This is a genomic window from Pseudonocardia kunmingensis, assembly GCF_006716445.1.
In the GTDB taxonomy this organism is placed as follows: Bacteria; Actinomycetota; Actinomycetes; order Mycobacteriales; family Pseudonocardiaceae; genus Pseudonocardia; species Pseudonocardia kunmingensis.
The window spans coordinates 667,878-681,774 of sequence record NZ_VFPA01000001.1 but is presented as its reverse complement, the minus strand read 5'-3'; the positions used below and the strand labels follow the sequence as shown (position 1 = coordinate 681,774).

Sequence of the window (13,897 nt, the reverse complement as noted above, 5' to 3'; positions counted from 1 at the left end):
TCGGTAACTTCCCTAGCGTTAGGCTCTCGTCACGTGGACCTGCCCGCGGCCGCGGCGAACCTCGTCGGCATGGCGTGCGGCGGCGTCGCCGACCTGCGCCGGATGCCCCGGGAGCTGGTCGACGAGGGGCCGCGCGGCGCCCTGTACCGGTACCTGCCGGTGCCCGGCGTCGCGCCCGCCGGCGGCGAGCCGGTGCTGCTCGTGCCGCCGCTGGGGGCGCCCGACTTCGCCTACGACCTGCGCCGCGGCTGCTCGCTCGTCGAGCACCTGCTGGCCGAGGGCCGGCTGGTCTACCTCGTGGACCACGGGCCGAAGTCCTTCGCCGACCGCGGGCTGGGCATGGAGCACTGGGTGGACGACGTCGTGCCGTGGGCCGCGCGGGTCACCGCCGAGGACGCGGGCCCGGACGTCCACCTCGTCGGCTGGTCGATCGCCGGGATCTTCACGGCGCTGGCCGTCGCGGCCGGGGTGCAGGCGGGGCACCCGCTGCCGGTGCGCACCCTCACGATGATCGGCAGCCCCGTCGACGTCTCCGCGGTGCCGTTCGTGGCGCCGCTGCGGCCGCTGGCGATGGTGGCCGGAGGGCGTGGGCTCTCCGCGGTCTACCGCGCCATCGGCAGCTTCCCGGCGCCGCTGGTGAGCGCCGCGTTCCACCTCACCGCCGTCGACAAGCTGGTCACCAAGCCGCTCACGCTGCTGTCCCGGCTCGACGACCGCGACGTGCTCGCGCAGATCGAGGCCGTGGACCACCTCATGAGCAACATGCACGGCTACCCGGGGCGGCTGTTCGGGCAGATCTACCACCTCATGCTGCGCCGCAACGACCTCGCCGACGGCGAGCTGTCGCTGTCCGGGCGCGCGATCCGGCTGGCGGCCGTGGACGTCCCGGTGCTCGTCGTGGCCGGGCGCAGCGACGTCATCGCGCCGCTGCCCGCCGTCCAGAAGGTGGTGGGGCTGCTCACCGGGGCACCGGAGGTGCGGTTCAGCACCGCGCCCGGCGGGCACCTGGGGGTGCTCACCGGGCGCGATGCGCGGACGACGACGTGGTCGGCGCTGGACGCGTTCGTCGCCGACCACGGCTGAGGTCCGAGCGCGTCAGCGCAGGTGGCCGCGGAGGAACTCCAGCGTGCGGTTCCAGGCCAGCTGCGCCTGCTCGGGGTCGTAGGTGCCGAGCAGGTTCTCGTCGTTGAAGAACGCGTGGCCGGCCGGGTAGATGTGGAACTGCGGCGTGACGCCCGACTCGGACTCGATGCGCTGGGCGAGGGCGCGGACCGCGTCGGGGTCGGCCATCTGGTCCTGCTCGCCGAAGTGGCCGAGCAGCGGCGCGGTGAGTCCTGCGAAGCTCGGGAACTCCTCCTTGAGCACGCCGTAGAAGGGTACGGCGGCGCCGATCTTGTCGCCCTGCTGCGCGGCGAGCACCAGCACGAAGCCGCCGCCCATGCAGAAGCCGACCGCGCCGACCCGCGACGAGGTGACGGCCTCGTGGCCGAGCAGGTAGTCGACCGCGCCGCCGAGGTCGCGCGCGGCGTCCTCGACCGGCAGCTCCTGCATGAGCTTGCCCGCCTCGTCGGAGTCGTGGGTGGTGCTGCCGCCGTAGAGGTCGGGCGCGAGGGCCACGAAGCCCTCGGCGGCGAGCCGGTTGGTCACGTCGGCGATGTGGCTCGTCAGCCCCCACCACTCCTGGATCACGACGACGCCGGGCCCGCTGCCGGAGGCGGGGACGGCGAGGTAGCCGTGGGCGGTGCGACCGCCGGAGGGGAACGTGACGTTCTGGAGCGGGTTCTCGGTCACGGCCGTCATCACACCACGAGCACGGGAGCCCCGCAGGGATCCCCCACACCGGGATGATCCGGACGGTGTGACGAACAGGGCTGGTGGGATCGTGTGCGTCGCCGACGGAGCGGGACTAGCGTCGCGGTCATGACCATGACGGGGCGGGACGGGGCGGCCCGGCACGACGCGGCGGTCGCGGACCTCGTCAGCCGGTACCGGGCGCTGCCGCCGGGCACGCGGGTGCGGCTGGCCAAGAAGACCTCGAACCTGTTCCGCTTCGGCGGGGCCGAGCCCACCGGGCGGCTGGACGCGTCGGCGCTCTCCGGCGTGATCTCCGTGAACGGCCCGGCCCGCACCGCCGAGGTGCAGGGCATGACGACCTACGAGGACCTCGTCGAGGCCACGCTGCCGCACCGGCTGATGCCGCTGGTGGTGCCGCAGCTGAAGACGATCACCCTCGGCGGCGCGGTCACCGGGCTGGGCATCGAGTCCACGTCGTTCCGGCACGGGCTGCCGCACGAGTCGGTGCTCGAGATGGACATCCTGACGCCGGAGGGCGAGCTCGTCACGGCCACCCCGGGCGGCGAGCACGCCGACCTGTTCGCCGGATTCCCCAACTCCTACGGCACCCTCGGCTACGCCCTGCGGCTCAAGATCGAGCTGATGCCGGTGGCGCCCTACGTCCACCTCGAGCACCGGCGGGTGGACACGGCGGACCTGGCGAGCGTCATCAGCGGGGTCTGCGGGCCGGACGCGCCGGACTTCGTGGACGGCACCGTGTTCGCGCCGGGGGAGCAGTACCTGACGCTGGGGAGGTTCAGCGAGGACCCGGGGCCCGGGGTGAGCGACTACACCGGTCAGCAGGTCTTCTACCGCTCGATCCGCGAGCGGAGGACCGACGTGCTCACCGTGCACGACTACATCTGGCGCTGGGACACCGACTGGTTCTGGTGCTCGCGGGCACTGGGTGCGCAGCACCCGGTGGTGCGCCGCTTCTGGCCGCGCCGCTACCGCCGCTCGGACGTCTACCGCCGCATCGTCGCCCTCGACCGCCGGTACGGCTTCTCCCGGCTCGCCCACCGGGTCACCCGCACTCCGCAGGAGGAGATGGTGATCCAGGACGTGGAGATCCCGGTGGAGCGCCTCGGGGAGTTCCTCGACGCGTTCCACCGCGACATCGGCATCACGCCCGTCTGGCTGTGCCCGCTGCGGCTGCGCGGGAAGCGCAGCTGGCCGCTCTACCCGATGCAACCGGGCGAGCTGTACGTCAACGTCGGTTTCTGGTCCTCGGTGCCGGAGGAGCCCGGGCAGCCCGACGCGCACAACCGGCGGATCGAGGACCTGGTGGCCGACCTCGGCGGTCACAAGTCGCTGTACTCGACGGTCCACTACGACGAGGCTCAGTTCTGGAAGCACTACAACGGGCCCGCCTACCGGGCGCTCAAGGAGCGCTACGACCCGCACGGCAGGCAACCCGACCTCTTTACGAAGGTCACCGGATCAGGAGGGGCATGATGCAGGTCGCAGAGATCATCTCCGACGTTCTCGGCGAGGACGTGCCGGTACGGGTGGTGGCGTACGACGGCAGCAAGGCGGGGCCGGACCGCTCGGACGTCGCGCTGCGGATCCTCACCCCGCGGGCGATGGCGCGGCTCGTCACCGCACCCGGCACGCTGGGGCTGGCGCGGGCGTACGTCTCGGGCGAGATCGAGGTCGACGGGGACGTGTACGAGGTCCTCGACGCGATGGCCGACGTCGCGTTGCACGACCTGAGCGGCTCCGAGCGGCTGCGGCTGGCCCGCACGCTGCTGCCGGTGTGGCTGCGGCACCGCCAGCCGCCGCCCGACCTCGAGTACCGCCCGCCGGGCCGGCTGCACTCGAAGTTCCGCGACAGCAAGGCGATCGCGCACCACTACGACGTCTCCAACCGCTTCTACGAGTGGGTGCTGGGCCCGTCGATGGCCTACACCTGCGCGGTGTTCCCGACCGCGGACGCCACGCTCGAGGAGGCGCAGGCCGCGAAACACGAGCTGGTGGCGCAGAAGCTCGCGCTCGAGCCGGGGATGCGCCTGCTCGACGTCGGCTGCGGCTGGGGCGGGATGGTCATGCACGCCGCCGCCGAGCACGGCGTCAAGGCGCTGGGCGTGACGCTGTCGCGCAACCAGGCCGACTGGGCGCAGGCCGAGATCGAGCGCCGGGGGCTGGCCGGCCTCGCCGAGGTGCGCCACCTCGACTACCGCGACGCCCCCGAGTCGGAGTTCGACGCGATCAGCTCCATCGGGCTCACCGAGCACATCGGCAAGGACAACCTGCCCAGCTACTTCGCGTCCCTGTACGAGCGGCTGCGCCCCGGTGGCCGGCTGCTCAACCACTGCATCACGCAGCCGCGCACGCCCACGCGCAAGCTCGACGCGTTCATCGCGCGCTACGTCTTCCCCGACGGGCAGCTCGAGCCGGTGGGGCACCTGGTGTCGGTCATGAACGACGCGGGCTTCGAGATCCGCCACGAGGAGAACCTGCGCGAGCACTACGCGCTGACCCTCGCGGGGTGGTGCCGCAACCTCGAGGAGCACTGGGAGGAGGCCGTCGCCGAGGTCGGCATCGGGCGGGCGCGCGTGTGGCGGCTGTACATGGCGGCCAGCCGGCTCGGCTTCGAGCGCGACAACATCCAGCTCCACCAGGTGCTCGGCGTGCGGCTCGACGATCGTGGGCGTGCCGGATTCCCCTTGCGCGGCTGGTAACGGTCCAGAATAGGAGCGTGGTCGACCGACTCTCGCCGCTCGACGCGTCCTTCCTGTTCGCCGAGCACCGCACGGCGGCCATGCACGTCGGCGCGGTGATGACGTTCGCCCCACCGGCGGGCGGCCCGTTCGACCCGGACGCGTTCACCGCCCTCATCGGACGCCGGCTCGCGCTCGTGCCGCGCTACCGGCAGAAGGTGCGGGAGGTGCCCGGCGGGCTCGGGCTGCCGGTGTGGGTGGACGACCCGGAGTTCGACCTGGCCTTCCACGTGCGCCGCTCGGCGCTGCCCGCGCCGGGCACCGAGGAGGTGCTGCTCGACCTCGTCGGGCGGCTGCTGGCCCGCCAGCTCGACCGGTCCCGGCCGCTGTGGGAGGTCTACCTGGTCGAGGGCCTCACCGACGGCCGGTTCGCCGTGGTCACCAAGAGCCACCACGCGATGGTCGACGGCCTCGCGTCGATGGACATCGGCGCGGTGCTGCTCGACCGCACCCCGGAGCCCCGCGAGACGCCCGCCGACGAGTGGCAGCCCGCCCCGGAGCCGTCGGCCGTGGAGCTCGCGGCGTCCGCGGCGGCCCACGCGCTGCGGCGCCCCCGTGACGTGCTGGACGTGGCCGGACGCGCGCTCACCGACGTACGGGAGGCCGCCGCGGTGGTCGGGAAGACCGTCGAGGGCGTGCTCGCGGCGGGCCGCAGCGCTGCGGCCACCCGGCCGGTCCAGCCGCTCAACGCCGCCACTGGCGAGGCGCGCCGGTACGGGATGCGGCGCACGGCGCTCGCCGACCACCGCGCGGTCCGCAAGGCGCACGGCGGCACCGTCAACGACGTGATCCTCGCCGTGGTCGCGGGCGCGCTGCGCCGCTGGCTGATCAGCCGGGGTGAGCCGCTCACCGCCGACACCGCCGTCCGCGCGATGGTGCCGGTCAGCGTCCGGGCCCGGGCCCGCCGCGGGGCCGACGTCCCGGCCGGCAACCGCATCTCGGCCTACCTGGTGGACCTGCCCGTCACCGAGGACGACCCGCTGGCCCGGCTGGCGGTCCTGCGGGACGCGATGGAGGTGCACAAGCGCAGCGGACAGGCCGTCGCCGCCTCCACCCTCATGCGCCTGGTCGGGCTCGCCCCGCCCATCGTGCACAGCCTCGGGGCGCGGCTGGCCAGCCAGTACTCCAGCAACTTCTACAACGTGCTGGTCACCAACGTGCCCGGGCCGCCGCGGCCGCTGTACGCGATGGGCGCGCGGATGCTCGACATGTTCCCGGTGGTCCCGCTGGCCGGCGGCCAGGCCGTCGCCATCGGGATCACCTCCTACGACGGCGGTGTGCACTACGGGCTCACCGCCGACCGCGACGCCCTCCCCGACGTCGACGTCCTCGCCGAGGCGCTCGTCGACTCCCTGGCCGAGCTGGTGGAGCTCTCCTGACGTTCCGGACGCTGAGACCCGCGTGGTCTACTCGCGGGCGTGATCGACGAGCGGCTCGCCGCCCACCTGCGCACCTGGCTCGGCCGCTGGCCGGGCGACGGACCCGGGCCCACGGTGGTCGGCTGGCCCGCGCGCGACGAGCCCGGGTGGGACGGCGGCCTGCACCGCGTCCTCGGCGTCACCACGCCGGAGCACGGGGTCCTGTCGGTGCCACCGCCGGTCGCGGACGTCGTCAGGGCGTGGCTGGCGGCCGGGCGGGACCCGGCCGGCATCCCCGCGGCCACGGGCATCGCCGGACGCTGGTTCGACGGCGTCTTCCGCTGGTGCACCGCGCCCGCCCCGCTGCCCGACGCGGGGGAGTGGCGGCCGGCGGGCGAACCGTCGGTGCCGGAGTGGTTGCGCCCCTTCGGCGGTGAGGTCCTGGTGGCCGTCGACCCGGCGAGCGGGGAGCACCTCGCGGGCGTCGGCGTGAAGCGGCACGACGCGCACGGCCGCGAGCTGGCCGTCGTGACGGCCCCCGCGGCGCGCGGGCGCGGCCTCGCCCGGCGACTCGTGGCGCAGGCAGCCCGGCGCGTCCTCGACGAGGGCGCGGTGCCCACCTACGTCCACGCGCGCCGCAACACGGCCTCGGCGGCGGTCGCGACGGCAGCCGGCTTCCCGGACGTGGGGTGGTCACTCCTTGGTGTCGAACCGGAGTAGCCCGGGCGTCCGTTCAGGGTAGGAGCAGTGCATCCTGCCGGGATGGACATCGAGGTGCGGCCGCTCGAGGCGCCCGGCGTCGCGGCGGCGGACGAGGTCTTCCGCGACGCGTTCGCCACCGTCCTCGGCGGCGACGTGCACCGCGACACCGCGCTCGTCCGCACCCGGTTCCGGGCGCCGCACACGGCCGCGCTCGCCGCGTTCGTCGACGGCGAGCTGGCCGGCTCCGCCCTGCTCGCCCGCTGGGGCAGCGTCGCCTACCTCGGGCCGCTGTCGGTGACGCCGAAGCTGTGGGGCCACGGCATCGGCGCGCGGCTCGTGGCGGCGGCCGTCGACGTCCTCGACGGGTGGGGGGCGGGGCACCAGGGACTGTTCACGTTCGCGCAGAGCCCACGCCACCACCGCTTCTACGAACGGTTCGGCTTCTGGCCGCGGTTCCTGACCGCGATCATGTCCCGCCCGGTGACGGGCGGTGAGCCCGTGCTGGGCTGGCGGCTCTCGGCGGCCGCGCCGCCTGCCCGCGCCGCGCTGGTGGACGGGTGCGCGGCGGTCACCGACGCGATCCACCCCGGGCTGGACGTCCGCGGCGAGATCGACGCCGTCCTCGACCAGGGCCTCGGCGACGTCGTGCTGATCGGCGAGCCGGAGACGCCGCGCGGGTTCGCGGTGTGCCACACCGGCGCGGGCACCGAGGCGGGCAGCGGCATCGCCTACGTCAAGTTCGCCGCGGTGCGCCCCGGCCCGGGCGCGGGGCCCGCCTTCGCCGCCCTGCTGGCCTCCTGCCAGGGCCTCGCCGCCGAGGCCGGTGCCGCCCGGCTCACGCTCGGCGTCAACACCGCCCGCCACGACGCCTACCGCCAACTGCTCGCCGAGGGCTTCCGCACCGACATCCCCGGCGTCACCATGCACCGCCCCAACGAGCCCGGCTACGACCGCGAGGACGTCCGCCTGGTGGACGACTGGCGCTGAACGCCGCCTACCCGGCCCGCAGGGCCGCCCGGGCCGCGGCGAGCGCCTGCGCCGCGTAGCCGCCGCCGAACAGCACCACGTGCACGAGCAGCGGGAACAGCTGGTGCAGCGGCATGCGGTCGCGCCACCCCGCGGCCAGGGGCGCCGCCTCGTCGTACGCGGCGAGCACGGCGTCCAGGTGCGGGCAGCCGAACAGGGCGAGCATCGCGAGGTCGGTCTCGCGGTGCCCGCCGTGGGCGGCCGGGTCGATGAGCACGGCCCCGGCCGGCGACCACAGGACGTTGCCCGACCACAGGTCGCCGTGCAGGCGCGCCGGCGGCTCCGCGGGGCCGGCGAGCGCGGGCAGCCGGTCGGCCACGGCCTCGACCTCGCGCGCCGCGTCGGGGCCGAGGCCCCCGGCGTCGCGGGCGCGGCGCAGGTAGGGCAGCAGCCGGTCGGCGGCGTACCACTCGGGCCAGCTCGGGGCCGGCGCGTTGCGCATCGGGGCGCCGCCGATGCGGGCGTCGACCGGGCCACCGGGCGGCGGGGCGCCGAACGCGGGGGCGCCCGCGGCGTGCATCCCGGCGAGCGCCCTGCCCAGCTCCGCGGCCGCGGCGGTGTCCGGCGCCGCGGCCGCCACGAACTCGGTGACCAGCCGCCCGCCGCCCGCCTCGAGCACCGCGGGCACGGGCGGTCCGTCCGCGGCGGCGAGCCAACGCAGCCCGGCCGCCTCGGCGTCGACGGCCGCCTGCTCCCCGTCCTTGACGAGCACGGTTCGCCCGTCGGCGAGCGTGACGCGGGCCGCGCCACCGCCGAGCGGGACGCGCTCGTGCACGGCCGTCCCGAGGACCGTCACCTGTTCTCGCGGACCCACTCGAGCATCCCCGGCATCGCCGCCCGGATCATCTCCAGCACGGCGGTGAAGCCGTCGTCGTCGCCGTAGTAGGGGTCGGGCACCTCCGCGCCGGGCGGGGAGTCCGGGTCGAACGAGCGCAGCAGCCGCACCCGGTCCGGCTCGGGCACCATCGCGCGCAGCGCGCGCTGGTGCGACCGGTCGAGCGCGACGATCAGGTCGGCGCCGAGCTGCTCCGCGTCCACCTGGCGGGCGACGTGGTCCACGCCGTACCCGCCGGTCCGCAGCACGGCCGTCGCGCGCTCGTCGGCAGGCGACCCGATGTGCCAGCCGCCGGTGCCCGCGCTCGACACCTGCACGTCGTCGGCGAGGCCCGCCTGCTCCAGCTCGTGCACGAACACCTTCTCGGCGATCGGCGAGCGGCAGATGTTGCCGGTGCAGACGAAGACCACGGACAGGCTCTTTGACTCGGGGTGCACCTCGTCAGTCTCCGCCCGCGTCAGGGGTGGATCACTCGGGGTCACGTTGCCGCTGGTCCCGCAGCTCCCGACGGACCTTGTCGGCGTCCCAGCGGTGATGACCACCAGGGGTCGTCCACTCCGGGGTGATCAAGCCCTCGCGCGCCCACTTCAAGATCGCGGAGTGAGAGACGCCCAGCTGACGGGCCAGCTCGCCGGAGGTCAACGACACGAGCCGACGGTAGTTGCGAGTTGTGCGAGTTGCCGATGGCTGTGTCAGGTGTGGTTGATCTCCCAGATGTGCGTGAGCTGCTAGTTGTGCGAGTTTGGCGCAATGATGAGCGCTGTACGTCACACATGAGTCGGGCCGCCGGGGTGCGCGAACACCGCCGACGGCCCTTGATCCGCAGAGAGGCCCTGCGAACCCGTGAACACCTTCTCATCGGACACGCGCGACGACCCGCGGGCCGGGACCCGTGTCCCCGTGACCCGCAACGAACGCGAGTTCATCCGACTCGCCGACGCGCTCGGCGAGTGGCCGACCCTGGTCGCGCGGTTGCTGCGTGGTCACGGCGAGGTCGGGGTCTGCTCGGGCTGCACGATGCCGGGCGGCCGGAACACGATCACGGCGCCGTGTCCGGTCCGGTACCTCGCCCTCCTCGCGCAGACGCGACTGGAGCGCGTGCGGTGGCGGGAAGCGATGTTGCCGGCGGTCGGGGAGGCACCGCCGCCGTAGGCTCCCTGCATGGATCATGCGTCCTCCGACCCGCTGCGCCACCACGGCGACGTCGACGCACGCCCGGGGCTGCTCGACTTCGCCGTGAACGTGCAGGGCAGCGGCCCGCCGCCGTGGCTGCGCGACCGGCTGGTCGCCGCCCTCGACGGGATCGCCCGCTACCCGGCCGCCGCGCACGACGCGCAGGCGCGGGAGGCGGTGGCCGCGCGGCACGGCCGGCGCGCCGACGAGGTGCTCGTGCTGGCCGGGAGCGCCGAGGGGTTCGCCCTGCTCCCGGCGCTGCGCCCGCGGCTGGCCGCGGTCGTGCACCCGGGGTTCACCGAGCCGGAGGCCGCGCTGCGCTCGGCCGGGGTGCCGGTCGTGCGCGTCCAGACCCGGGAGGCCGACGGGCACCGGCTGGTGCCGGCGGAGGTGCCCGCGGAGGCGGACCTCGTCGTCGTCGGCAACCCGACCAACCCGACCGGCGTGCTGCACCCGGCCGCGGACGTGCGGGCGCTGGCCGCCCCGGGCCGCGTGCTGCTCGTCGACGAGGCGTTCGCCGACGCGGTGCCGGGCGAGCCGGAGACCCTCGCCGGGGCGGCGGACGTGCCGGGGCTGCTGGTGTTCCGCAGCCTCACCAAGACCTGGGCGCTGGCCGGGCTGCGCGCGGGCTACGCGCTCGGCGACCCCGCCCTGCTGGCCCGGCTCGCCGCGCCGCGCCCGCCCTGGCCGGTGTCGACGCCCGCGCTGGAGGCGGTGATCGCGTGCTCCGCGCCGTCGGCGGTGGCGCAGGCGCAGGACGCCGCGGATCGGCTCGCGGTGGCCAGGGCGGCGCAGGCGGAGCGGCTGGGCGCCCTCCCGGGGGTCACCGTGCTGCCGGGACAGGCTCCCTACCTGCTGCTCCGGCTGCCGGACGGGTGCGGCGAGCGGGTCAGGGGCGCCCTGCGCGACGCGAAGATCGCGGTGCGCCGCGGCGACACCTTCCCCGGCCTGAGTCCCGACCACATCCGGGTAGCGGTGCGCCCCGCGGACCAGGTCACCCGGCTGGCCGCGGCGCTGGCCGACGCGATCCGCATGACGAACGGCACGGTCGTCGGCTAGGTAGCGACGAGAGTGCCGTTCGTCGGCTGGGAAGCTGCCCCACCGATCACCGGATCGTTCCCCGAGGAGGAACCATGACCGCGACCGTGGGCGACGTCATCGCCGCCCTGGAAGCCGCCTACCCGCCGGCACTGGCCGCCGACTGGGACGCCGTGGGGCTCGTCTGCGGTGACCCCGGCGAGCCCGTGTCGTCGGTGCTGGTGGCGGTGGACCCGGTCCCGGAGACGGTCGACGAGGCGCTCGACGGCCACCAGTTGCTCATCACCCACCACCCGCTGCTGCTGCGTGGCGTGCACGGGGTCGGCGCGGACACGCCGAAGGGTGCGCTGCTGCACCGGCTCATCCGCGGCGGCACGGCCCTGTTCACCGCGCACACGAACGCCGACTCCGCCGACCCGGGCGTCTCCGACGCGCTGGCCGCGGCGCTGGGCCTGGACGTGTCCGGCCCGCTGGTCACCGCGGCGGCCGACCCGCTGGACAAGATCGTCACCTTCGTCCCGACCGGGCCGGCACTCACCGCGGTGCACGACGCGCTCTCCGCGGCGGGCGCGGGCCGCCTCGGCGACTACAGCCACTGCTCGTTCGCCACGGCGGGCACCGGCCAGTTCAAGCCGCTCGAAGGCGCGCACCCGGTGATCGGCGCGGTCGGCAGGCTCGAGCGCGTGGCCGAGACGCGGCTGGAGATGGTGCTGCCGCGACCGCGGCGGGCCGCGGTCGTCGCCGCGCTGCGGGCGTCGCACCCCTACGAGGAGCCGGCGTTCGACGTGCTCGAGCTGGCCGAGCTGCCCTCGGCGCGCGGGCTCGGCCGGATCGGCGCGCTCCCCGCGCCCGAGCCGCTCTCGGCGTTCGCCGCGCGGGTGCGGGCGGCGCTGCCCGCGACGGCATGGGGGGTCCGGGCTGCGGGTGATCCGGACCGGCCGGTCCGCACCGTCGCCGTCTGCGGCGGGGCGGGCGACTCCGCGCTCGGCGCCGCGACCGCCGCGGGCGTCGACGCCTACGTCACCGCGGACCTGCGCCACCACCCCGCCTCGGAGCACCTGCTCGCCGGCACGGTCGGCGAGCCGACGCCCGCGCTCGTCGACGTGGCGCACTGGGCGTCGGAGTGGCCGTGGTGCGCGCAGGCGGCCGGCGTCGTGCGCGCCGCACTGGGCGACGGCGTCGAGGTGGCGGTGTCGGTGCGACGCACGGATCCCTGGACCGTCGGCGTCGCCGCGGGCTGACCGGGTCGCGGCCCGCCGGCGAACGAACGGCACCTTCGTTGCGCCCTATCGTACGAAGGTGCCGTTCGTTCGGCCGGCGGCCGCGCCGGGCGCCCGCGTGACGCCTGCCGAAGGCGGCCCGGCTCGAGGCGGTAGCGTCGGGGCCCGCATCCCGCCGGAAGGACCTCTCTCGTGAAAGCCGACCCCGCCGTCCAGCGCCGGCTGCTCGACCTGGCCGAGGTCGACGGTGAGCTGGCGCGGCTCGCGCACCGCCGCCGCACCCTGCCCGAGCACGCCGAGCTCACCGCCGCCGAGGAGGCCGTGCGGGCGGGCAAGGACAAGCTCGTGGAGGTCGAGACGGCCGCGGGTGACCTCGACCGCGACATCCGCCGCATCGAGCGCGACGTCGAGGGCGTCCGCGCCCGCACCGAGCGGGACAACCAGATGCTCGCGAGCTCCGGGATCGGCGCCAAGCAGGCCACCGACCTGCAGCACGAGCTGGAGACCCTGGCGCGCCGGCAGGGCGTGCTGGAGGACGAGCAGCTCGAGGTCATGGAGCAGCGCGAGGCCGTCGGCGTCGACGTCGAGCACTCCCGCGGCGTGCTCGCCGCGGCCGAGCAGGAGCTCAGCGCGATCACCGAGCGGCGCGACAACGCCCTCGCCGACATCGACGCGTCCGAGGCCGGGCGCCGCCGCGCGCGGGAGGAGGTCGTGGCCACCATCCCCGCCGACGTCCTCGCCGTGTACGAGCGGCGCCGCGAGCAGCGCGGCACCGGTGCGGCCCTGCTGGTGGCGCGGCGCTGCCAGGCGTGCCGGCTGGAGCTGGACCGCACCGCGATCGCCGAGCTGAAGGCCGCGCCGGCCGACGAGCTGGTGCACTGCGAGGAGTGCGGCGTCATCCTCGTGCGCACGGAGGGGTCGGGCCTGTGAAGGTCGTCGTCGAGGCCGACGGCGGCTCGCGCGGCAACCCCGGTCCGGCCGGCTACGGCGCGGTCGTGCTCGACCCGGACACCGACGAGGTGCTCGTCGAGCGGGCCGAGGGGCTGGGCGTCGCCACCAACAACGTCGCCGAGTACCAGGGCCTGATCGCAGGGCTGCGGGCCGCCATCGAGCTGGGCGCCACCGAGGTGGACGTGCGGATGGACTCGAAGCTGGTCGTCGAGCAGATGTGCGGGCGCTGGAAGGTCAAGCACCCGGCCATGCAGCCGCTCGCGCTCGAGGCGCGCGGACTGGTCGGCCAGATCGGCGCCGTGCGCTTCGAGTGGATCCCCCGCCTCCGCAACTCCCGCGCCGACGCCCTCGCCAACCAGGCGATGGACGCGCAAGCAGCGCTGTGAGCGCGCCGGCATCGGCGTCCTGGACGGGGCAGGTCGGCACCCCCACCCGGCTCCTGCTGCTGCGCCACGGGCAGACCGAGTTCTCGGTGCAGCGCCGCTACTCCGGGCGCGGCGACCCCGAGCTGACACCGCTCGGCCACGCGCAGGCCGCGGGTGCGGCCGCCCGGCTCGCGGGCGTTCCGGACGTCGCCGCCGTGCTCACCTCGCCCCTGCTGCGGGCGCGGCAGACGGCGGCCGCGGTCGCAGAGGCGACGGGCGCGCCGCTGGTCGTCCGGGAGCGGCTGGTCGAGACCGACTTCGGCGCCTGGGAGGGGCTGACCTTCGCCGAGGCCCGGGCCCGCGACCCGCGGCTGCACGGGGAGTGGCTGGGCTCGGAGGAGGTCGCCCCGCCCGACGGCGAGAGCTTCGCTGCCGTCGGCAGGCGCGTGGAGGCCGAGCGCGCCGAGCTCGTGCAGGAGCACCCGGGCGCCACCCTGGTGCTGGTCAGCCACGTCACCCCGATCAAGATGCTGCTCCGCGACGCCCTGCAGGGCGGGCCCGGGGTGCTCTACCGGCTGCACCTGGACCTGGCGGCGCTGTCGATCGTCGACTTCTACCCCGACGGCGGCGCGAGCGTCCGGCTCGTCAACGACACGAGCCACCACCCCACCTGAGG

At 75.2% G+C, this 13,897-nt stretch carries 14 protein-coding genes and 1 pseudogene; 11 read left to right on the top strand and 4 right to left on the bottom strand.

Going from position 1 to position 13,897, the window contains the following annotated elements; all coding sequences use genetic code 11:
• Window positions 1–69 precede the first annotated feature (69 nt).
• A complete protein-coding gene (locus FB558_RS03210) occupies window positions 70–1,083 on the top strand; it encodes an alpha/beta hydrolase (protein ID WP_142053644.1) in 1,014 nt (337 codons plus the stop codon).
• Between the two features lie 12 nt (window positions 1,084–1,095).
• Here FB558_RS03210 and FB558_RS03205 read toward each other — a convergent pair whose 3' ends face one another.
• Window positions 1,096–1,800 (bottom strand): dienelactone hydrolase family protein, encoded by a 705-nt coding sequence (locus FB558_RS03205; RefSeq protein WP_142047924.1) that lies wholly within the window; start codon window positions 1,798–1,800, stop codon window positions 1,096–1,098.
• Between the two features lie 126 nt (window positions 1,801–1,926).
• On the opposite strand from FB558_RS03205, the gene FB558_RS03200 reads away from it, so the two are divergent.
• Genes FB558_RS03200 through FB558_RS03180 form a run of 5 tightly spaced genes read left to right on the top strand, consistent with a single transcriptional unit; the run spans window position 1,927 to window position 7,600 of the window.
• Window positions 1,927–3,288: an FAD-binding oxidoreductase gene (locus tag FB558_RS03200; RefSeq protein ID WP_142053642.1), complete on the top strand. Its 1,362-nt coding sequence runs from the start codon at window positions 1,927–1,929 to the stop codon at window positions 3,286–3,288.
• A complete protein-coding gene (locus FB558_RS03195; protein WP_142053639.1) occupies window positions 3,288–4,514 on the top strand; it encodes an SAM-dependent methyltransferase in 1,227 nt (408 codons plus the stop codon). Before FB558_RS03200 ends, FB558_RS03195 begins: the two co-directional genes overlap by 1 nt.
• Window positions 4,515–4,531: 17 nt before the next feature.
• Window positions 4,532–5,932, top strand: coding sequence for a WS/DGAT/MGAT family O-acyltransferase (locus FB558_RS03190; protein ID WP_142047923.1), 1,401 nt, complete (start codon window positions 4,532–4,534; stop codon window positions 5,930–5,932).
• A gap of 39 nt (window positions 5,933–5,971) precedes the next feature.
• Window positions 5,972–6,631: a GNAT family N-acetyltransferase gene (locus tag FB558_RS03185; protein WP_142047921.1), complete on the top strand. Its 660-nt coding sequence runs from the start codon at window positions 5,972–5,974 to the stop codon at window positions 6,629–6,631.
• 42 nt (window positions 6,632–6,673) lie between these two features.
• On the top strand, window positions 6,674–7,600 hold the full coding sequence (locus tag FB558_RS03180; RefSeq protein ID WP_142047919.1) for a GNAT family N-acetyltransferase: 927 nt from the start codon (window positions 6,674–6,676) through the stop codon (window positions 7,598–7,600).
• A gap of 7 nt (window positions 7,601–7,607) precedes the next feature.
• On the opposite strand, the gene FB558_RS03175 is transcribed toward FB558_RS03180, so the two are convergent.
• Genes FB558_RS03175 through FB558_RS03165 form a run of 3 tightly spaced genes read right to left on the bottom strand, consistent with a single transcriptional unit; the run spans window position 7,608 to window position 9,122 of the window.
• Entirely contained in the window at window positions 7,608–8,435 is an 828-nt protein-coding gene (locus tag FB558_RS03175) for a fructosamine kinase family protein (protein ID WP_425467963.1), read from the bottom strand.
• Complete coding sequence (locus FB558_RS03170) at window positions 8,432–8,911, bottom strand: low molecular weight protein-tyrosine-phosphatase (RefSeq protein ID WP_246106231.1); 480 nt, start codon at window positions 8,909–8,911, stop codon at window positions 8,432–8,434. Before FB558_RS03170 ends, FB558_RS03175 begins: the two co-directional genes overlap by 4 nt.
• A 31-nt stretch (window positions 8,912–8,942) precedes the next feature.
• Complete coding sequence (locus tag FB558_RS03165) at window positions 8,943–9,122, bottom strand: MerR family DNA-binding transcriptional regulator (RefSeq protein WP_246106230.1); 180 nt, start codon at window positions 9,120–9,122, stop codon at window positions 8,943–8,945.
• Between the two features lie 252 nt (window positions 9,123–9,374).
• On the opposite strand from FB558_RS03165, the gene FB558_RS03160 reads away from it, so the two are divergent.
• The 5 genes and pseudogenes from FB558_RS03160 to FB558_RS03140 all read left to right on the top strand — a co-directional run bounded on the left by FB558_RS03160 (window position 9,375) and on the right by FB558_RS03140 (window position 13,895).
• A complete protein-coding gene (locus tag FB558_RS03160; RefSeq protein WP_142047915.1) occupies window positions 9,375–9,626 on the top strand; it encodes a hypothetical protein in 252 nt (83 codons plus the stop codon).
• 9 nt (window positions 9,627–9,635) lie between these two features.
• Window positions 9,636–10,706 (top strand): Rv2231c family histidinol phosphate aminotransferase CobC, encoded by a 1,071-nt coding sequence (cobC, locus tag FB558_RS03155; RefSeq protein WP_142047913.1) that lies wholly within the window; start codon window positions 9,636–9,638, stop codon window positions 10,704–10,706.
• Between the two features lie 74 nt (window positions 10,707–10,780).
• Complete coding sequence (locus FB558_RS03150) at window positions 10,781–11,926, top strand: Nif3-like dinuclear metal center hexameric protein (protein WP_142047911.1); 1,146 nt, start codon at window positions 10,781–10,783, stop codon at window positions 11,924–11,926.
• A gap of 171 nt (window positions 11,927–12,097) precedes the next feature.
• Window positions 12,098–12,835, top strand: a complete 738-nt coding sequence (locus tag FB558_RS03145) for a zinc ribbon domain-containing protein (protein ID WP_142047909.1) — start codon at window positions 12,098–12,100, stop codon at window positions 12,833–12,835.
• A pseudogene (locus tag FB558_RS03140) lies at window positions 12,832–13,895 on the top strand (histidine phosphatase family protein). Before FB558_RS03145 ends, FB558_RS03140 begins: the two are co-directional and overlap by 4 nt.
• Window positions 13,896–13,897: the final 2 nt, after the last annotated feature.

Excerpts from the sequence above, each read along its gene's own strand:
- FB558_RS03210 (WP_142053644.1), top strand. The coding sequence starts at position 70 with ATGGCGTGCGGCGGCGTCGCCGACCTGCGCCGGATGCCCCGGGAGCTG.
- FB558_RS03205 (WP_142047924.1), bottom strand. The coding sequence starts at position 1,800 with ATGACGGCCGTGACCGAGAACCCGCTCCAGAACGTCACGTTCCCCTCC.
- FB558_RS03200 (WP_142053642.1), top strand. The coding sequence starts at position 1,927 with ATGACGGGGCGGGACGGGGCGGCCCGGCACGACGCGGCGGTCGCGGAC.
- FB558_RS03195 (WP_142053639.1), top strand. The coding sequence starts at position 3,288 with ATGCAGGTCGCAGAGATCATCTCCGACGTTCTCGGCGAGGACGTGCCG.
- FB558_RS03180 (WP_142047919.1), top strand. The coding sequence starts at position 6,674 with ATGGACATCGAGGTGCGGCCGCTCGAGGCGCCCGGCGTCGCGGCGGCG.
- cobC (WP_142047913.1), top strand. The coding sequence starts at position 9,636 with ATGGATCATGCGTCCTCCGACCCGCTGCGCCACCACGGCGACGTCGAC.
- FB558_RS03150 (WP_142047911.1), top strand. The coding sequence starts at position 10,781 with ATGACCGCGACCGTGGGCGACGTCATCGCCGCCCTGGAAGCCGCCTAC.